An 18,597-nucleotide genomic window follows, 5' to 3' on the forward strand; every position below is an offset into this window, starting at 1 on the left:
GTATTGTAATAGATTCATGCTACTAAATTTGTTGAAGAAGGAAGGATAATAGTAAACATAGAATATATTAATAATTAAAATGTTTACGAGGTGAAAGTGATGGCAATAAAACAAGACGAAATTAAAGTAGTAGTCGGAGCTGGGGTGTTTAATAATAATCCAGGTTGGATACAAACGCAAGAAGATGAACTTAATTTACTAGATAAAGTTACGTGGGAAGAAAGATTTGAATACAATTCTATTTCAGCTATTTTAGCTGAGCATGTATGGGAACACCTTACGTTTGAAGAAGGTGTAAGGGCAGCAGAAATTTGTTATGAATTTTTAAAGGCAGGAGGGCATATTCGTTGTGGTGTTCCTGATGCATTTTTCCGAGATGAAGCATATCAAAACATAGTTCAAATAGGCGGACCTGGCCCGAAAGATCATCCAGCAGCAAGTCATAAAATTGTTCATAATTATAAAACATTAACGGAAATGTTTAAATTTGCCGGGTTTGAGGTAGTTTTACTTGAATATTGTGATGAAAATGGTCAGTTTTATTACAACGAATGGGATGCAAACGACGGTGTTATTTTCCGTTCGAAAAGATATGATTCTAGAAATAAGGGTGATAAACTTGGTTTTCCATCCTTAATTGTTGATGCGATTAAGCGGTAAGTCATTCAATAAAAGCAAGGGTTAATACTATAATTTCATGAGTCGCAAATGCGGCTTTTTTTATTGGCATGTAATATGGAAGAGATTATTTATGATAATTAATACTTCATTAAAGATTTATTTTATATATAAAATCGGGTAAAATAAAAGAAGAACATATATTCTGTTTGAGAGTAGGGGGCAATATATATGATAGCTGAAATTGAAAAAGTAACTGATGGATATATTGTAAAATTTGAACGACAATTTCCATATACAATAGAGGAAGTTTGGTCTGTTTTAACGGAAAACAGTAAGCTTAAAAAATGGATGTCAAATTTACAGATTGAAAGCCTTAAAACAGGTGGAATAATCAAGTTTGACATGATGGACGGTTCATTTATAAATATTGATATTTTAGAGTGTCAAGTAAACTCAGTACTTGAATTTACTTGGGATAAAGATCGTGTCCGATTTGAAATACATAAAGAAAAAAATGGTGCTCTTTTCCTTCTTAAAGAGTACATTCATGAATTAACGGATCATACTCCGAAAGATATAGCTGGTTGGCATATTTGCTTAAATCTTTTTTCCTCCGTACTAGAAGGGAAAGAAAAGGAATTTTCTAAAGATGAATGGCAACAATGGTTTGAAATATATAAAGATAAGGTTCTTGAAGTGAGAGGATAATTGTGTAAGAGGTTATATTTGTTGTGTAATTATTACACTGTAAAAATTCTTTTGATGAAAAATAAGAATAGAGGTTAATATGAAAGTAAATCAATTAATTGCTAATAACATAAATAAATTAGATACAGCTATTCCATTTAATAAGTCTTTTGGAATCGCTGGTTTATCAGGATCGGGTAAAACAACTTTTTGTCAAACGATTGGCGAAGAATCAAAAAAACGTTTAGTTTCTTTATTGCCAAAAGCTGAATATCAATATTTATTTCCTAATATCATGGAAACGAATTTTAGTGCAATTAAGATGGAAGATATGCCTTTAGTACTTTTTCTAGGAAAATCATCGATTTCTTCCAACCCGCGTTCAACAATAGGTACTCATACTGGCGTGTTTACTGAAGTTCGCGAAAAACTTGCCGAAGTATTTCATCTTTCACCTGAAGTTTTTTCATTCAATAACCAGTTAGGCTGGTGTACTGGCTGTAAAGGTCGAGGCACTACTAAAAATATTGAGTGTAAAAAATGTAAGGGAAAACGTTATAGTGAAGAAATCGAACAACATACGATAGATTTATTTGCTAAACCACATACAATTTCAAATATTAATGATTTAAGTGTTGAGTCTATCCTTTCGTTAGCAGAAGTGTTAAATATTAGTGAAGCAAAACAACATATACTGCAAAATATAATTAATATGAACATTGGTTATTTAACATTAAATCGAATTATGGGTACGTTGTCAGGTGGAGAGTTAACACGACTTTATTTGGCTGAATTTATGGCAGTAAGTGAAAATGCGGTCATTATTATTGATGAGATTTCAGTTGGACTTGATCATGAAACATTGGTACAAATATTAGAAGAGATCAAGCAGTTAGGCTGTAAAAATCAAATTTGGCTCATTGATCATTCAGATACAGTACTGGATACAACAGATGAGCAATTGTTCTTTGGACCTGGTAGCGGAAAATATGGTGGGAAAATTGTGAAAGAATCACCAAGACCAAAACCAATACTGTGGGATATAAATAAAGAAGTACCAACAGAATATTATACATTCCAAGAATTATATTGCCGCAATATCCAAATGGCAGAGTTTCAAATTCCTAAAAATAGACTTGTAACGGTTACAGGAGAATCTGGATGCGGGAAATCTACACTTGTTAACGAATGTTTAGCTACAGATTTCTTGAAACGATATCCAAAAGATAAATTAGTTATGGTAGGACAAGATCGAAATCAATCCATTACAAGTCGATCAACTGTAGCCACTTTCCTAGATATTAAAAAGAAACTAACAAAGTATAGCGAAGAAATTGATGATATTTTTGAGCGTTCGATTGAAGATATTATAGATGAACTCCCAAATGAGGATATTGCGTATAAACGCTTGAGTCTACTAATTAAATTAGGACTTGGTTATTTAACGTTAGAACGAAAAACACAAACATTATCAACAGGTGAGTTTCAATGTGTTCATTTAGTTTCGGAGTTATTTGCAAACACTAGAAATCCACATACATTATTTATTTTTGATGAGCCTTCAAAAGGTTTATCACAAAATATTTTAAATCAATTTATAGATAGTGTTAGAGGGATATTGCAAGATGAATCAGTCTCTATCATAATGATTGAACATAATAGTTACATGTTAGAAAGCTCTGATTATATTGTAGATTTCGGGAAAAGACAGCTTGAATCTATAAAACATCTTGATGTAGTAAGTCATCAAGATTATTATCGCCAAAAAAGCAGTGTGAATAATGCTGAACAAATACATATTTCTTCAGCACTTGAGCAAAAAGAAGGCGTTCACTATTTAGAAGAAAATCATATTAACTATTTTAAAAATGCGGAAAACATTTATAAGGGTGGTATTTTAAAAAGTTTATCATCAATGGCCCGTTTAATTTATGGCGAATATGAATCTGATACAATTGCACCTGTTGTTGCTATTGATCTTGAAAGACATTTATATAGTCAATATAGTTTCTTATATGAAATTGGTGGATTAATTAATCATATTGTAGCTGCTCATCCAACTAATAAAGATACGAGAAGTTTTGATTTCTATTCACAGGACAACCATTGTCCATCTTGTTCTGGACGTCTTCAAATTGAAGTTTTCGATAAAGATATTACAATTCAAGATAAAAACATTCCATTTTGGGACGGTTTATTTGATCCGGAAATCATGAAAGTATTAAAATTTTATCAATATGAAAAAATAGAATTTCTATTTGAAGAAATTAAAAATGAGCTTGGTCACGATTTATCAAAGAGCTATAATGATATGTCAGAAGAAGAAAAGCATACGTTTTGGTACGGATATTTTGAAAAATCATTTTATGATAAAAAAGGAAAGACACGCAGAACATGGGTAGGATTTAATACGATTATTGGTGGATATATTGTTATTTCAAAAGCAGCTATTAAAGAAGAAATTAAGACTTCTAAAGAAAAGATGACATGTCCAATTTGTGAAGGGACGGTATTAAATCATCATAAACCGCTTAAATTTGGTAACTTCGATATTCGGGAAATTATCAATCAACCAGTTGATGAAGTGTTGAAGATAGTCGGTGATTTACCTGCACTTCAAAAATTGAAATTTATTGTTGGTGGCGATATGAGATTGACAGAAGATGTTTCTTTACTGCCAAGAAAAGCACAAGTTGCACTGAAAATGTTTGAATTAGAACAGGCAAGCTTTTCAAATTATGAAATGGTGTTACAAAATGTTTTACCATTCTTGGACGAAATAAAAGGAAATATCGAATCCATTAGCATTAATAATCAAGTAACTGTTTGTGATTTCCCTAATGTTTATGAAACGAGAGAAACCATTATAGATAAGTATTTCACAAATGGTAAATATAAAAAACTTACATATGTATACGAAGCGTTTGGATACAAAAAGTTAGTTACCCAAATTAATAAAATTAAAAAAAGTAATCCATGTCCATTTTGTAAAGGAAAGAAAGTTATAACGGAAGATAACCTACATGATGGTGTATTTAAACTAACAATTCCATGTGTAACTTGTAATGCAACTGGTATTAATGACGAAGGACTAAAAGAAGTTGTTGAGGGCGTGGATGTACAAACATGGTTAACTGGAAAAGTTAATGATGTTGTGGATGAGAGCTTATTAACAGAAGCTGTTTCGCAAATATCAATTTTTAATCGCATTCGCGAATTGGATAAACGAGATATGATGGCGGTTTATAAATGTCTTGAGAGTAATCAGTAAAGTTATATTAGTTTATGTGTTATTAACATGACTTATATAAAACGTATATTCTTTATAATGTTTATAATAACGCAGTATGAGTATTACAAGGTAATGAAAGAAGATCCAATTTCTTAATGTGAAAATTAAGGAATTGGATTTTTTAGTATTTTTATGTCCCGTATACTACATTTCCAACTAAGATATGGGGGGAGAGATAGAAAAATAAAAGGGAAAACAGTTGATATATTATGTAATTATTATATTATAAAAGTGATTGTTAGGGGGAAAAACAGTTCGCGAGTAATATCTTTATCTTTGTTATGTTTTCTGATTTTTTTGATTTAACAGAAATATATACTTGAATGAAGTATATATTTCTGTTAAATTTATCCTATGGACAGAACAAGTTTAATTAAAGGTCATTTAGAAATGTGTGTATTATCTATTTTATCGAAAAAGAAAAGTTATGGTTATGAGATTATGAAAGAACTTGAAGTAAACAATTTAAAATTGAAAGGAGTAGGAAGTATTTATCCCATATTAACTAAGTTGAAAAATCAAGAGTGGGTTAATACTTATCAAGTAGTAACAGACAGTGGTAAAGTTAGGATTTATTATGAAATTAATGAAAACGGAAAAATACGTCTTGAGAAGAAAATTAATGAGTGGTTAGAATTGCAATCAGATATTCAAACATTATTAAAAAGCGGTTTGAAAGGAGACCTTCTGAAATGAGGAATAGATTGATAGGTAAAGAAAAGCAATTTTTAACAGACGTACTTAAGGAATTAAAGCAATACGATATTAGTTTAGAAGAAAGGAAAAATATTAAGCAACAAATATTAGAACATATTCAAGAATGTCGCGAACATGGTGAAGATAGTATAGATGATTTAGGTACACCTCAATTATTTGTTCAAGATTTTTTAGAAATAAACGAAATTGATTTACAAGTTAAGATGAAACGACTTCAAAATGAAAAAGCAAAATTCAATACATTTATCTTACATGGCATATTCATCGCAGTTATTACTTACCTCATCTCGCAAACTACATTTACAATATTTTTAACTGGATCATTTAATCCAACTAATAGTAAAAATACATTTCAGTATAATCTTTTATATCGTATTTCAGAGAATCAATGGTGGAATTCATTATTAATAATGTTTAGTTTTACGCTCTCTGTAGTAGTATTTATTAGTTTAGTAAGTTATAAAAAAAGAAAGCTGTCTAAGGCATAATGAAGAATACGATCTATAAAATGTCTCTAATTTATATTCTTTGTAATGTATTAATGTTATGTATTACAGATCCAAAAGTTTACGCTCAGCAAAATATAAAAATTGCATTAGATGAGTATATTGAAAAATTTATAAAGGAGCAGAACATTCCAGGAGCTTCTGTTGCAATTGTACACAATAAAGATGTATTCTTCACAAAAACGATGGGGATTACTGGAGAATCTGAAAAAAAGGTAACTAATAAAACACCATTCGCAATTGGCTCAATAAGTAAATCTTTAACAGCTTTAGCTATATTGAAATTAATTGAAGATAAAAAAATAAAATTAGAGGATTCAGTTCAACAACACCTTCCTTGGTTTAAACAAAAAGACAATCAATTAACCTCCACTATGACAATCCGACACCTACTAACTCACACAAGCGGAATAAACACATACGAAGGTTTGGCATTATCAGATATACAATCTAAAAGCTCTTCAGCTATAAAAGAAAATGTAATGAAACTATCAAATGTAAAATTAACTGCTCCACCAGGTGAAAAATATCAATATAGTAATGCGAATTATATAATACTTGGTGCGCTTATTGAGGCCGTCACAAATGAAACATATTCATCATATATGGAAAAGCATGTTTTTCAGCCGTTAAATATGAATGGTGCGGCAGCAAGTAAAGAAACTGCATATGAAAAAGGTTATTTAACAGGTTATCAGTCGTGGTTTGGCATACCAAGAAAAAGTGTAGTGTCCTATGATAATGCAGGGGCATCGTATGGCTATATTACTGCAAATTTAGAAGATATGATTCAATATATTATGTTTTTGAATCGGCCAGAGGATGCTCAATTTTTAAAGCAAGAAAACATGGATCTTTATCTGTCCCCACTTTATAAAATAAATTCAGAAAAAAGTTATGGTTTTGGATTAAGAACAACAAATATAAATGAAAGCGAAACGATGATTTGGCATTCAGGATCAACGCCTGATGCTCGTGCAGAAATATTTATTTTAAATAAAAGTGGCTGGGGTGGTGTGATTTTAACAAATAAAAATCATGTATTAGAAGAATCAGTACTATCGGTATTGAAAAATGGGATTATTAGTATTTTGAATGGAGAAGTACCGGTTGATCCCCCTAAAAACATACCATTTATACAAATTGTTATGTCTATAGTTATATTCGCGCTTTTCATTATATCAATTATGTTAATTAAAAAATATAAACATAAGAAAACTGTTAAAAGACTAACTTGGTTATTTATAGGGAATCTATTCCTACTATTATCTATTATTTTCATCCCGCTTCTTACTTATAGTACAAGCTCACCATGGCATACGATTAAAATATTTGCGGCAGATATAGCTTTACTTACAAGTATTATAGTAATTTTATTAGCTGTGAACGGATTAATATCAATCTTTATAGCCTTAAGACGGAAGAGAGTATAAGGGGAAATAATTAAAGAAATATAATTTAAGTGTTATAAACAGTTGACTCTCACACGATGTCATTGTTTAAGATAAAGTTGAGCTTGGAAGTAGATGTAATTTATGGGAGGAAAATATGTTTAAAATAGGTGACTTTTCAAAACTATCTTCCCTTAGTATTCGTATGTTGAGACACTACGATAAAGTGGAATTGTTACAGTCAGTAAAAGTTGATGAACAAAGTGGATATCGATATTATTCAGCAGCCCAATTAAAGAAAGTAAATCAAATTCAAACATTAAAAGATATGGGGTTTAATATTGCTACTATTAAAGAAATAGTAGCGAGCGATAATATGGAAGTAATAAAATCACAATTTGAAAATCGTAGTGCTCAAATAAAGGATGATATGGATACCCTCCAAAAACAATTACGTCTTCTCGAAGCCTCAATGAAAATGATGAGAGAGGATGTTGTTGAGATGAACTATCATGTTTCAATAAAAGAGATTCCACATAGAAATGTAGCTAGTGTTAGAAAGATTATTCCATCATATAATTGTGAAGGGGATTTATGGGGTATATTAATGCAAGAAATTCAAATGAAAAATATTAGTATTGCCCATCCGAGTTATAGTATTGCGGTTTTCCATGATCATGAATACAAAGAAATTGATGTAGATGTAGAAATACAGCTAAGTATTTTAGGTAAGCATGAAAATACAAAAGACGTTACATTTAAAAAAATTGAATCCACTAATGTAGCTTCCATAACGGTTAATGGAAGTTATGAACAGATGACAGCTGTAAATGAGGCTGCAGCAAAATGGATTGAGACAGAAGGTTACGAATTAGCAGGCCCGATGTTTAATATTTATCATGTGAGCCCAGCGATGGAATCGGATCCTAATAAGTGGGTTACAGAAGTTTGTTATCCAGTTAAATGATGACAAAGAAAAAAGGCATTAATTATATGCCTTTTTTTCTTTATGGGCTACCGTCACATGCCCATCAAGCTAACCAAGTAACTTACTAGATATGGAACGATCCTTGGTTCAAAACTAATAATTGATAAAAAAGTAGGCATACTAAAGAAGCCTATTAAAATCTGATTTTTTCGCTAGGCAGCTTGTCTATGCTTCACCGTCGTTTTATACACAATCCCTAGAATATCAAAGACGGTCATTTTCTTATACCGATGACATTTACGACCGTTCTTTTTGAGCAGCAGATAAAGACGATGCAGAATTTTCAAAAGTTCTTCTGTGCCACCGGCTATCGCTTGAAACAGTAACGGAAAGTAATCTTTAATCATATAAATCGCTTTGTATTCACTCAGCTCCTGCTTTGTTTTTTCAAGCAGAAACTGTCGCATTTGAAACATCGTAGAAGAACAGAGGAGAATGCCGATGAGTTGTCCATATAAATGGCACTCTAGGCGTTCTCTTTTAATATTTTTACATTCATCAATTTCAAAAAATGACTTCCACGTTTTAAACAAAATTTCAATCTGCCAACGAAGTGAATACAGTGAGTGCACGTAGTTCATTGGTACTCCTTCTAGAGACGTGTTCGTGATATATACATTCATACCCATTAAACGTTTACTTTTATCCTTCATGACAATGCCTTTTTTCTTTTCACGTATCGCTTGGTTTTTCAGGCGTGTTTGCGTTTGATCATCGGTTAAACGATGGATAATGACACGTGCTGGAAGCTTCTGATTTTGTCCAATGTATGCCTCGGAAATTTCTATTGTTTCACCAGGGATTAGGCTCGACATTATTTGTGTCATATCAAGCTGTATGTATTCTGTTTGCTTTTTTAACGTGCCGTTGTTGAAGTATTCTGGCTCAGGATTCTTGATATAAATGCGTGTATTCAGCTTCAACCGCGAGATATAGTAAGCCTCTTTATCATGAATAGTTTGTAAGTCTCCTAAATCGAAGTAACCAAGATCACGTAAACACAAATCGCCCGCCTCTACGGTTTCAAGGCAGATGGTACCGTATGTTTTATCATTATTCTTTCCTGGCCCAAGCTGCACGTTAAGAAATTGACCACTAAGTAAATCATATTCCAATTGGATTTTCACGCCTGCCGTATTACTACTCCCGCCTGAACCTTGATAGTTAGTGGCGAAATGATCAGGCAGTTGAAACACTGTCGCATCTAAAATACGGATACGATTGAAAGTAGAGATCATGTGTGCAGAAAGTGAGTGATTTGAACAGAGTTTTTGTTTGAGAAGAGAAGTAAAGACTTCTCGAAGAAATGCGACAGTTGCTGGATTAAAGCGTTGATTCAATCCTTCTGAGCTCATCAGTACTCCAGTTGAAGCTTCTAACTGACTGCACAAATGTGTAAGTGATGCGCTGGCGACTTCTTGACTGAGCCATACGCAAAGGGCAATGAGTTCGTTCGCTTGATACTTACTAGATCGCTGTACAAAGCCAACTTGTTTGGCGATATCTTGTAGGACTACTGGAGATAAAAAGTATTGTAGCTCTTGTGCGAAAAGATTCAGCTCATTTGAAATAATAGGATTCATTAAAAACACCATCCTTTCTCATAAACTTCTTACGATAAGCAATAGCGTTTTTCTATTTTGAGGATATGATTTTAACTTCGCTTGACGGGCAAGTGGTGAGATACCTTATAAGAATAAATTATAAATATAGATAAATAAATTGTAATTTACTCTATTGAAGTGATGCACCTAAAATGAAGATAACAATTATATAAGGGGTAATTTTATGAATAATAAATTGAAATATTTATTAGGGATTAGCATTACCGGATTTGGGGATGGAATTCAACAAATTGCCTTGCTATGGTATATTTTTCATTTAACAGGACAAGCAACTTCTATCGGATTAATGATTGCAATTTATTATATACCAAGTATCATTTTAACACCTTTTGTGTCTGTTTATGTAGATCATCATGATTCTAAAAATATTGTTGTTCTAACAGATAGTATTCGATTTGTACTTGTTTTAATCCTGGCAATACTTATTTTCATAAAATTTGAATCAGTATTTATTTTTTACATTATGCAATTCTTATTAGCAGTTTGCTACACTGTTTACAAACCTGCATCTTCTGCATTTATTAAGGAAGCATTCTGTAATCATGATATACCATTTGTTATATCAAAAGCATCTTCATTAAATGAAGCAGCATTACTAGTGGGAACTGGTATATCTGGGTTATTTCTAGTTAAATTTTCTTTAGCCACTAGTTTCTTTATTAATTCTGTAACATTTTTAGTTGCGGCCATTTTCTTTTCTTCTATAAAAAGAATGAACCCTAAAAAAGTAAAAAATACAAGAATATCCTACCTTGCAGAATTAATATCGGGATGGCGTTTTATTAATCAAACAGAATGAAGTACTTACTGTTTTTATCCATTTTGAATAGCATTAGCATACAAATGACAACAACTTTATTATTACCTCTTGCAGAACAGTTTGAAGGAGGTAGCGGACTTTACTCAATATTTGAGATAGCATTTTCAGTAGGAGGAATTATAGCAGGCTTGATTGCTATCTATTTTTTAAAAAAGTTTAAACATAAAGTTATTTTTATTACGATGATGGGTATGGCAACCTCTTCTTTTTTATTATATTTGAATGACTATAAAACAACGGCCGTTATTTGTATATTTATAATGGGGCTATTTACCATGTCGCATTTGATTATCGTGCAAACGTTAATACAGTTGAATACTACAACAGAATATATTGGTAGAGTAATAGGCTTAAGAACAATTCTAGCATCATTTGTTAAGATATCTTCTGCTCTGTCGACTGGTATTTTAATAACTCATATGGGAGTGAATAATATTTTACTTTTATTTTCTATCTTAATATTGGCTAGCTTTATTACGATTGGAAATATAAAAAAAAACATGTATTAAAATGAAGGGAAATACATCTGGAAGATTATTCAGAGATGCTATTACGGGTTGTAAATAACTTGCGAATCGAGGGGTAAAATGGTTAATATACGTTCGAAAACAGAAGAATTAAGGGCGAAATTAAAAACTATATTGAATCGAGAATATAAAGAATTGGCTGTTCAGGAGTTAAAAGTAATAGGAAATGGAGTACAAAATATTGTGTTCCGAGGGGATTCGGAAAAAGGACCTTTAGCATTTCGAGTACCTTGGGAACGTGAAGTGAAAAATATAAATGAAGGGTTTTTTAATAGTCGAATCTCATTGCAAAAGGAAGCGGAGCTTTCTAAGTTTTGTAATTCTAAAGACATTCCAGTGCCAAAGGTTCACGGACTGCACCTTTCTACGGAACTTGATTTTTTAATTTCAGATTACCTGGCTACTGATCATATTCAAATTTCTGCGTACAAAATAGGAGAAGTAGTTAATGATCTCCATAATATTACAATTAAGGATTTAAATTACCAACATAGGACTAGGAAACCATCTAGTAAGTATATAGCTGAACGTCTCGTAAAAAGAGTAGAAGGATTTAATAAAATTACACATTGCGATATTGAATTTCCTGATATATCGATAATCGAAGAGATTCTTAAACAAGCAGATCATGTAAAGAAATTATTACATATGGACATTCGACCAGCAAATCTAATTGGATATAACGGAGAAGTTAAGGCGTTGGTTGATTGGGATAATGCTCTAATTGGTCACCCGCTGCTAGAACTTATGAGGATAGCTGAAACTAATGAAATTGATTGGTATGAATTTAAAGATGGATATAAGAATAAAGATATCTTCGAATCTATGCCTCGTATTGTCAGCTTATTTTATCAGCTTGATACAGCGGTAATGCTTGCAAATCTGTTTATAGCGCAACTGAAAATAGAGGAAAAAGGCATATTCTATAAAGAGCGTGTGAAAACACTTCATAATGAAATACATAGATATTTATAAAAATAAATAAAAGATGCTTTGACATAGGAGGCCCACTACATCGCCATCAAGCTAAAAATATGAATTTCCCCAAAACAATAAATACGAGCAAAATGCACAAAATTTTCGTTCTGGGGGTAATATGAGATTTTAACTTGATGGGCATGGGGTACCGTCAGGGAAAAGCGGGTTTACAACGCTAAGCCTATTGTCATGACGTTACTCTCGTTTTTAACAATGTTAAGAAAGTTTCAGTGGTCTTAAAGAATCTAATGAGATCACTGTTATTCTCCTAGCAAATTAATATGTTTCCAGCAAAAAGGTGACATATGGTGCAAGATTACGGTTATGGCGGGTGTAAACCAACCAGAACGTGATCTTATCCGTATGCGGTAGCGTGAAGGAATTGAACTGGCTAAGAAAGAAGGAAAGTTTAAAGGTCGGTTAAAGAAGTACCATAAACATCATGCAGTAAAGCTTAATAAAGAGGGAGATATGACTGTAAATCAAATTTGTGAAATTACAAATGTGTCTAGGTTCTCATTATATAGAAAGCTATCGGAAAGGAACAGTTGATGAGTTATACCAAAAATAGGAAATATACAATTGAAAATAAATTTCATATAGAGGTGGAATTATATGCCTAAAATTGACAATATGTTAGCAATTCTATGGATGCTTCGTTCAGGTGAAAAAATTACTGCAAAACAAATTTCAGAAAAGTTAGAGATGAATATAAGGACTGTATATCGTTATATTGATACAATTTCAACAAGTGGCGTACCTATCATTTCTGAACCAGGACATAACGGTGGATACACTTTATTGAACAATTTTATTGAGGCTCCTCTTTTTTTTGATTTTGAGGAGCAGACTGCACTATTTCACGCTGCTGTTTTTGCAGAAGAAGCCGGATATTATGGAGGTGAAGCACTAAATAGGGCCATTTCAAAACTAAGTAAATATTCAAATCAAGAGCAGGAAACAAAGATAAACCAACATTTAGCTAGTCTTGAAGTAATAAGTCGATTAAGTTCACTCTCTATGGAACCTTTTTTGAAGGAGTTGGAGCAGGCTGTAGCTGACGGGTACTCAGTAAAAATTCTTTATCATAAAAGTGGCGAAAAGCAATTAAATTATAGATTGGTCGATCCGTACAAAATTATCTATTGGAATAATAAGTGGTATGTGATTGGATTTTGTCATCTTAGGAATGATATCCGTAGTTTTAGAGTAGATCGAATTGAAAGTCTAATGCTTACAGAAAATAAGTTTAACCGACCAGAAAATTTTTCAGCACGTGACTTTTTTATAAATGGTCTTCTTCCAACTATAGAAGATAAGGAAGGGACTATTTCTTTGGTTATTAATGGGGATAAAAGTGTATTGGCTGATATTTGCCAACATTGGTTTTTAGGACATTATTTACAAGAACGGACTTCAAATCAAGCAGTTTTTCTTCTTGAAAAAGATATATTACATACATATGTACCTTATTTACTTTTACCGTACAATAAATCTATTAAAGTTATTGAGCCAATAAGTCTTAAGAAAAGACTTATTGAAGTTCTTTCGGAATTAATAAAATTTCATCAAGTATGATAACTTCCCTGACGTTAACTGTCAGGGAAGTTATATTATAATAGCTATATAAATTGTGATTGGAGTGTTATTGGATGCAAACAAAAAAAGCATTTCTATATGTATTTAATACAATGTCGGACTGGGAATATGGATATTTAATTGCTGAATTAAACTCAGGAAGATATTTCAAAAAAGATTTAGCACCTTTAAAAGTAATTACAGTAGGAGCTAATAAAGAAATGATTACTACTATGGGAGGACTGAGCATAAAACCAGATATTTCCCTTGATGAATGTACTCTTGAGAGTAAAGATCTTTTAATTTTACCAGGAGGGACTACTTGGAGTGAAGAAATTCATCAACCTATCTTGGAAAGAATTGGCCAAGCTTTAAAGCTTGGTACTATTGTTGCTGCAATTTGTGGCGCAACTGAGGGTCTTGCGAATATGGGATACTTAGATACTAGAAAGCATACAAGTAATAACTTAGAATATACTAAAATGGTATGTCCTAACTATAAAGGAGAAAAGTTCTATGAGTTGGGATCTGTGGTATCTGATGCAAATTTAGTTACTGCATCAGGGATAGCTCCTCTGGAATTTGCAATGGCGGTACTGAAAAAAATAGATGTATTTACACCAGATGCATTACATGCATGGTATAACCTAAATAAGACTCATCAACCTGAATACTTCTTCCAGTTAATGAATTCAATAAATAAATGAAGTAACTGAAAGCTCAATTTCTCTATTTTGATTTGTAGAGAAGTTGGGCTTTTTAATTTGGAATTTCTTTATCGTTGTAAATTCGTATTTTCCTGATGCTACCCCATGCCCATCAAGCTAACCAAGTAAATTACTAGATAAGAAACGATCCTTGTTTCAAAACTAGCAATTGATAGAAAAGTAGGCATACTAAAGAACCTTATTAAAATCTGATTTTTTCGCTAGGCAGATTGTCTATGCTTCACCGTCGTTTTATACACAATCCCTAGAATATCAAAGACGGTCATTTTCTTATACCGATGACATTTACGACCGTTCTTTTTGAGCAGTAGATAAAGACGATGCAAAATTTTCAAAAGTTCTTCTGTGCCACCGGCTATCGCTTGAAACAGTAACGGAAAGTAATCTTTAATCATATAAATCGCTTTGTATTCACTCAGCTCCTGCTTTGTCTTTTCAAGCAGAAACTGTCGCATTTGAAACATCGTAGAAGAACAGAGGAGAATACCGATGAGTTGTCCATATAAATGGCACTCTAGGCGTTTTCTTTTAATATTTTTACATTCATCAATTTCAAAAAATGACTTCCACGTTTTAAACAAAATTTCAATCTGCCAACGAAGTGAATACAATGAGTGCACGTAGTTCATTGGTACTCTTTCTAAAAATGAGTTCGTTTGCTTGATACTTACTAGATCGCTGTACAAAACCAACTTGTTTGGCGATATCTTGTAGGACTATTGGAGATAAAAAGTATTGTAGCTCTTGTGCGAAAAGATTCAGTTCATTGGAAATGATAGGATTCATCAAAAACGCCATCCTTTCTGTATATTTCTACAAAAAGAATAGCGTTTTTTTGATTATATGGATACAAGTTTATCTTAGCTTGATAGCGATGTGATGCTACCCCTATATCAACTTATCCGTAAATATCAAGAGAAATTACTTCTTGATTCGATTCGTCAACTACTAGTACAATTTTATTTGCAAATGTACAAAATGAGCGGAGTGTAATGGAATCCTTTAATGACTCTTTTAAAAACCAACCTGTTGGTACTAAAGAAATGCAACCCTCTTTTTGAAAGAATGAATGTTTGAGGAAATATGCTATTTCTTGAGTTTCTTTTAAGAACAGCGGAGCAATGCAATCGAATAGTACAGAATAATATTTTAATGTTCTTCTACCGACAATTCTATTAAAAGAACAACTTCGGTATAAATCAGGCACTACGGGATATATACAGTTAGTTAGAAGTGCTTTTAAAGTTTGTTTTGATTCTTTCTTTAAACCTATCATGAAAATTTCATGGAATTCATTATTAATAAAAACTTGTTTCACATCTTTATAATGAGGGATTAATTCATTTTTAACTATACTTAAAGTAATGTCATTTGTAATGGGAAAGGACGTATAAACGTCCTCTTCAAGTATGACATCCATCCCACTGAAAAGTTGGCAAATTGGACTGAGAGAAGTATTTGAAGATACAGGAGATGCCTTTTCTATATAAAAATCTTCATTTATATATAGTAGGTGCTGGATATTTTTGTTCTTCGATTTCAATTAACCAATCATACATAATTATCTATCCTTCCATCATAGTTTTCGTATCGGACTATATAGTGCAATAAAAACTTCAAGTAGCTTCGTGAAAGCAGCTAAAGCAAATATAAACACTGGATTATAGGCTGAAATAATACCTCCTACTAATGCCCCGAGTGGCATCGCTAATCGTGTAAGTACACGTGAAAATCCTAAAACCCTTCCTTGCATATTTGATGGAACTGTTTCCTGGCGAACTGTGGCTACAATTGTATTCCATGCAATATTGCAAGCCATTGCAATACCGAAAGCAATACCGGGAGTAAGCCAATATGTACTCCAAAGCGCAAAAGTTAAGCCAATTGCTCCAACAAATAGGAGTAGAGGAATTAGAATGCCGCGCTGCAATCTCTTTTCTAAAGGAACTACAATCAAGCTTCCTAAAAGACCACCTATTCCAATTAATGAATAATTAAAGCCACTTTGTTCCGGGGTAAGTTGCAATGTAGATAGTAAATAATACATGAACACACCTAAAACTGCACTTGCTCCAAAGTTTCCAATCATAGCTTGAAAAGATAAAGCTAAATTTAAGCGATCATTTTTCAGCCATTTAAATCCATTAACCAAATCAGCTAGTACATTTTGAACTGCATTTTTATTTTCGCATTTCTTGTTTACAGTTTTCATAGAAGGTAATAACATCACAGCAACTAATGTTGCAATAAATGAAAGAACATTAATCCAAAGTACTTGAAAGCCGCCAATAAAAGATATGAAAATCCCAGCTATCATTGGACCAAACAAACTAGCCAATTGATTGATCATTTGATAGAAAGAATTAGCCTTCGTTAATGATGCTCCTGCGATGTGTGGAATGACTGTAACAGTTGTTACATCAAAAAGCATAGACATAACTGCTAAGGTAAAAGTAATTACGTATAAATGCCAGATTTCTAATAGATGTAATGTATGTAGAATGGGAACAAGACTTACTAAAATAATATTGGTAATATCCGCTATCCAAAGTAACCTTTTTCGATCGTATCGATCAATTATTACACCAACTAATGGGCCAAATAAAACAATTGGCAATACATGAATAGCAAATAAAGAACTCATAATTACAGCTGAACCGGTTAATTGATAGGCAATCCAAGGCAACGCAAAAGTGTATAGTGAATCCCCAATTCGTGAAATGAGTAAACCAAAAATAAAAATCTTGTATTCTTTAGAGAAAGTTGTCTTTACGGTAAGTCTTTGTTCTTGTTTAAGTTTCACACTATTTATACCACCTTTATTATAGAGGAATTTGAAAATCATCCGTCCAATACTTGTTATATATAGAATTCTGTAATTTTTTGATGAATCCTACTTTTTAGAGGTATTTTAAAATCTAAAGGATGAAATAAAAATGAAGGCAGTATTTATAGATAGAGATGGGACAATTGGAGGGACAGGTAGAGGGATTCACCCGAATGAATTTACATTATTTGATTTTGCACCTAAAGCAATTCAAAAGTTAAATTACTTAGGATTAAGAGTGTTTTTATATACAAATCAAACTAGAATTGGAAGGGGATATTTTACCGGAAAAGAACTGCTTAAAGGATTTCAAAAGATGCAACAAATTTTAAAAGATGAAGATGTATATATAGCTGGAATGTACTATTGTCCACATAAAATGAATAATAGTTGCGACTGCCAAAAACCGAATATAGGTTTACTTTTGAAAGCAGCGGAAGAACATGATCTATGCTTAAAAGAATGTTTTCTTATTGGAGATACAGGGAGTACAGATATGATTGCAGCTGAAAGGGCTAATATGAAAAAGATTTTAGTACGAACAGGATGGGGAGAAAGCTCATTAACAAAGTATAGAAATTCGTGGAAAGAAACAGTACCTGATTATATAGCGCAAAATCTACTTGATGCTGTGTGTTGGATTGAAGATCATTTAAAAAACATAATAAAATTATAGTAAACTATCTTGTTCAAAGATTTTTTAGGAGGGAGAATATTGATACATATAGATAAGAATGTAAGAACATCTGGTGCGTATGTAGTGTATAAAAATTTATTTGTTTTTCAAGTTGGTCCAACGAGTAAAGGGGATACATTAGGTGTAGTAAGGCTCGGGGGACATAAAGAAGCCGATGAATCAGCAGTAGAAACTGCTAAAAGAGAAGTGAAAGAAGAAGCTGCTATTGATATTGCAATATTAAGTTCACCAAGTACATATTATAAAAAGAATTGGGATGCACAATCAAAGAAAATAAAAGTAGAAAATGAAATAAATCCAATATTAATTATTGATAGTCCAGATGAAACTTTATCTATTATGTATATGGCATACTCAGAAAATGAACCAAATCCATCTTCTGAAACGAAAGGGCTATTATTACTTTCAGTAAGTGATATTAGTCTAATTTGTCTAAACGATTATATTAAACAAGGTGGAATGGCTATATTGAAAGAAAAAATAAATAAAGATTTAATCTTACAGCCTTTTCCACAACTTATGTTTTTAGCGGAACTTTTAAAAGAGGATCCTATATTGCTTCAGCAGATTCTCAATTAGCAACAAAAGCCACCTTAATAAGTGGCTTTTGTTTTA

At 32.2% G+C, this 18,597-nt stretch carries 18 protein-coding genes and 2 pseudogenes; 15 read left to right on the top strand and 5 right to left on the bottom strand.

The window, feature by feature from the left end; all coding sequences use genetic code 11:
• The first annotated feature begins 99 nt into the window (after nucleotides 1–99).
• From K5S59_RS17405 to K5S59_RS17435, 7 genes are all read left to right on the top strand, one after another.
• Nucleotides 100–660 carry a class I SAM-dependent methyltransferase gene (locus K5S59_RS17405; protein ID WP_000985675.1) on the top strand — a complete coding sequence of 187 codons (561 nt, stop codon included), beginning with the start codon at nucleotides 100–102 and terminating at the stop codon, nucleotides 658–660.
• 189 nt (nucleotides 661–849) lie between these two features.
• A complete protein-coding gene (locus K5S59_RS17410; RefSeq protein ID WP_000559809.1) occupies nucleotides 850–1,329 on the top strand; it encodes an SRPBCC family protein in 480 nt (159 codons plus the stop codon).
• Nucleotides 1,330–1,408: 79 nt separating this feature from the next.
• A complete protein-coding gene (locus K5S59_RS17415; protein ID WP_120450199.1) occupies nucleotides 1,409–4,579 on the top strand; it encodes an ATP-binding cassette domain-containing protein in 3,171 nt (1,056 codons plus the stop codon).
• A gap of 411 nt (nucleotides 4,580–4,990) precedes the next feature.
• On the top strand, nucleotides 4,991–5,296 hold the full coding sequence (locus K5S59_RS17420; protein ID WP_000338007.1) for a PadR family transcriptional regulator: 306 nt from the start codon (nucleotides 4,991–4,993) through the stop codon (nucleotides 5,294–5,296).
• Nucleotides 5,293–5,805 (top strand): DUF1129 domain-containing protein, encoded by a 513-nt coding sequence (locus K5S59_RS17425; RefSeq protein WP_120450201.1) that lies wholly within the window; start codon nucleotides 5,293–5,295, stop codon nucleotides 5,803–5,805. The genes K5S59_RS17420 and K5S59_RS17425 overlap by 4 nt, the downstream gene beginning before the upstream one ends.
• Nucleotides 5,805–7,256 carry a serine hydrolase domain-containing protein gene (locus K5S59_RS17430; RefSeq protein WP_098872124.1) on the top strand — a complete coding sequence of 484 codons (1,452 nt, stop codon included), beginning with the start codon at nucleotides 5,805–5,807 and terminating at the stop codon, nucleotides 7,254–7,256. Before K5S59_RS17425 ends, K5S59_RS17430 begins: the two co-directional genes overlap by 1 nt.
• Nucleotides 7,257–7,371: 115 nt before the next feature.
• Complete coding sequence (locus K5S59_RS17435; protein WP_120450203.1) at nucleotides 7,372–8,181, top strand: MerR family transcriptional regulator; 810 nt, start codon at nucleotides 7,372–7,374, stop codon at nucleotides 8,179–8,181.
• Nucleotides 8,182–8,354: 173 nt separating this feature from the next.
• Here K5S59_RS17435 and K5S59_RS17440 read toward each other — a convergent pair whose 3' ends face one another.
• Nucleotides 8,355–9,785, bottom strand: a complete 1,431-nt coding sequence (locus K5S59_RS17440) for an IS4 family transposase (RefSeq protein ID WP_001068146.1) — start codon at nucleotides 9,783–9,785, stop codon at nucleotides 8,355–8,357.
• A 205-nt stretch (nucleotides 9,786–9,990) separates the two neighbouring features.
• Between K5S59_RS17440 and K5S59_RS30195 the strand changes: the two genes are divergently transcribed.
• From K5S59_RS30195 to K5S59_RS17465, 6 genes and pseudogenes are all read left to right on the top strand, one after another.
• The gene (locus K5S59_RS30195; RefSeq protein ID WP_002071801.1) at nucleotides 9,991–10,626 is read left to right on the top strand and encodes an MFS transporter; all 636 of its coding nucleotides are present in this window, start codon (nucleotides 9,991–9,993) and stop codon (nucleotides 10,624–10,626) included.
• Between the two features lie 44 nt (nucleotides 10,627–10,670).
• Complete coding sequence (locus tag K5S59_RS30200; RefSeq protein WP_236078370.1) at nucleotides 10,671–11,156, top strand: MFS transporter; 486 nt, start codon at nucleotides 10,671–10,673, stop codon at nucleotides 11,154–11,156.
• A 78-nt stretch (nucleotides 11,157–11,234) separates the two neighbouring features.
• Nucleotides 11,235–12,149 carry a phosphotransferase family protein gene (locus tag K5S59_RS17450; RefSeq protein ID WP_120450205.1) on the top strand — a complete coding sequence of 305 codons (915 nt, stop codon included), beginning with the start codon at nucleotides 11,235–11,237 and terminating at the stop codon, nucleotides 12,147–12,149.
• 318 nt (nucleotides 12,150–12,467) lie between these two features.
• Nucleotides 12,468–12,704 (top strand): annotated as a pseudogene (locus tag K5S59_RS17455) (helix-turn-helix domain-containing protein); the annotation flags it as partial.
• A gap of 63 nt (nucleotides 12,705–12,767) precedes the next feature.
• Nucleotides 12,768–13,730 (top strand): helix-turn-helix transcriptional regulator, encoded by a 963-nt coding sequence (locus K5S59_RS17460; RefSeq protein ID WP_120450207.1) that lies wholly within the window; start codon nucleotides 12,768–12,770, stop codon nucleotides 13,728–13,730.
• A gap of 74 nt (nucleotides 13,731–13,804) precedes the next feature.
• The gene (locus K5S59_RS17465) at nucleotides 13,805–14,437 is read left to right on the top strand and encodes a type 1 glutamine amidotransferase family protein (RefSeq protein ID WP_120450209.1); all 633 of its coding nucleotides are present in this window, start codon (nucleotides 13,805–13,807) and stop codon (nucleotides 14,435–14,437) included.
• Nucleotides 14,438–14,658: 221 nt separating this feature from the next.
• Here K5S59_RS17465 and K5S59_RS17470 read toward each other — a convergent pair.
• The 4 genes and pseudogenes from K5S59_RS17470 to K5S59_RS17485 all read right to left on the bottom strand — a co-directional run.
• Nucleotides 14,659–15,114: pseudogene (locus K5S59_RS17470) on the bottom strand (transposase); the annotation flags it as partial.
• The gene (locus tag K5S59_RS17475) at nucleotides 15,044–15,244 is read right to left on the bottom strand and encodes a hypothetical protein (RefSeq protein ID WP_162937120.1); all 201 of its coding nucleotides are present in this window, start codon (nucleotides 15,242–15,244) and stop codon (nucleotides 15,044–15,046) included. The pseudogene K5S59_RS17470 and the gene K5S59_RS17475, both read right to left, overlap by 71 nt.
• 112 nt (nucleotides 15,245–15,356) lie before the next feature.
• Nucleotides 15,357–16,001 (bottom strand): hypothetical protein, encoded by a 645-nt coding sequence (locus K5S59_RS17480; RefSeq protein WP_259653017.1) that lies wholly within the window; start codon nucleotides 15,999–16,001, stop codon nucleotides 15,357–15,359.
• Nucleotides 16,002–16,034: 33 nt separating this feature from the next.
• Entirely contained in the window at nucleotides 16,035–17,261 is a 1,227-nt protein-coding gene (locus K5S59_RS17485) for an MFS transporter (protein ID WP_098257860.1), read from the bottom strand.
• Nucleotides 17,262–17,394: 133 nt separating this feature from the next.
• On the opposite strand from K5S59_RS17485, the gene K5S59_RS17490 reads away from it, so the two are divergent.
• Nucleotides 17,395–17,961, top strand: coding sequence for a D-glycero-alpha-D-manno-heptose-1,7-bisphosphate 7-phosphatase (locus K5S59_RS17490; protein WP_120450211.1), 567 nt, complete (start codon nucleotides 17,395–17,397; stop codon nucleotides 17,959–17,961).
• Nucleotides 17,962–18,000: 39 nt separating this feature from the next.
• Nucleotides 18,001–18,561, top strand: a complete 561-nt coding sequence (locus K5S59_RS17495) for an NUDIX hydrolase (protein ID WP_098257859.1) — start codon at nucleotides 18,001–18,003, stop codon at nucleotides 18,559–18,561.
• Nucleotides 18,562–18,597 lie beyond the last annotated feature (36 nt).

Origin of the sequence: Bacillus sp. BML-BC051, assembly GCF_019656175.1 — a bacterium.
Classification (GTDB): domain Bacteria; phylum Bacillota; class Bacilli; order Bacillales; family Bacillaceae_G; genus Bacillus_A; species Bacillus_A mobilis.

Excerpts from the sequence above, each read along its gene's own strand:
- K5S59_RS30200 (WP_236078370.1), top strand. The coding sequence starts at position 10,671 with ATGACAACAACTTTATTATTACCTCTTGCAGAACAGTTTGAAGGAGGT.
- K5S59_RS17410 (WP_000559809.1), top strand. The coding sequence starts at position 850 with ATGATAGCTGAAATTGAAAAAGTAACTGATGGATATATTGTAAAATTT.
- K5S59_RS17490 (WP_120450211.1), top strand. The coding sequence starts at position 17,395 with ATGAAGGCAGTATTTATAGATAGAGATGGGACAATTGGAGGGACAGGT.
- K5S59_RS17405 (WP_000985675.1), top strand. The coding sequence starts at position 100 with ATGGCAATAAAACAAGACGAAATTAAAGTAGTAGTCGGAGCTGGGGTG.
- K5S59_RS17420 (WP_000338007.1), top strand. The coding sequence starts at position 4,991 with ATGTGTGTATTATCTATTTTATCGAAAAAGAAAAGTTATGGTTATGAG.
- K5S59_RS17430 (WP_098872124.1), top strand. The coding sequence starts at position 5,805 with ATGAAGAATACGATCTATAAAATGTCTCTAATTTATATTCTTTGTAAT.
- K5S59_RS17460 (WP_120450207.1), top strand. The coding sequence starts at position 12,768 with ATGCCTAAAATTGACAATATGTTAGCAATTCTATGGATGCTTCGTTCA.
- K5S59_RS17450 (WP_120450205.1), top strand. The coding sequence starts at position 11,235 with ATGGTTAATATACGTTCGAAAACAGAAGAATTAAGGGCGAAATTAAAA.
- K5S59_RS17465 (WP_120450209.1), top strand. The coding sequence starts at position 13,805 with ATGCAAACAAAAAAAGCATTTCTATATGTATTTAATACAATGTCGGAC.
- K5S59_RS17425 (WP_120450201.1), top strand. The coding sequence starts at position 5,293 with ATGAGGAATAGATTGATAGGTAAAGAAAAGCAATTTTTAACAGACGTA.
- K5S59_RS17415 (WP_120450199.1), top strand. The coding sequence starts at position 1,409 with ATGAAAGTAAATCAATTAATTGCTAATAACATAAATAAATTAGATACA.
- K5S59_RS17440 (WP_001068146.1), bottom strand. The coding sequence starts at position 9,785 with ATGAATCCTATTATTTCAAATGAGCTGAATCTTTTCGCACAAGAGCTA.
- K5S59_RS30195 (WP_002071801.1), top strand. The coding sequence starts at position 9,991 with ATGAATAATAAATTGAAATATTTATTAGGGATTAGCATTACCGGATTT.
- K5S59_RS17475 (WP_162937120.1), bottom strand. The coding sequence starts at position 15,244 with ATGAATCCTATCATTTCCAATGAACTGAATCTTTTCGCACAAGAGCTA.
- K5S59_RS17435 (WP_120450203.1), top strand. The coding sequence starts at position 7,372 with ATGTTTAAAATAGGTGACTTTTCAAAACTATCTTCCCTTAGTATTCGT.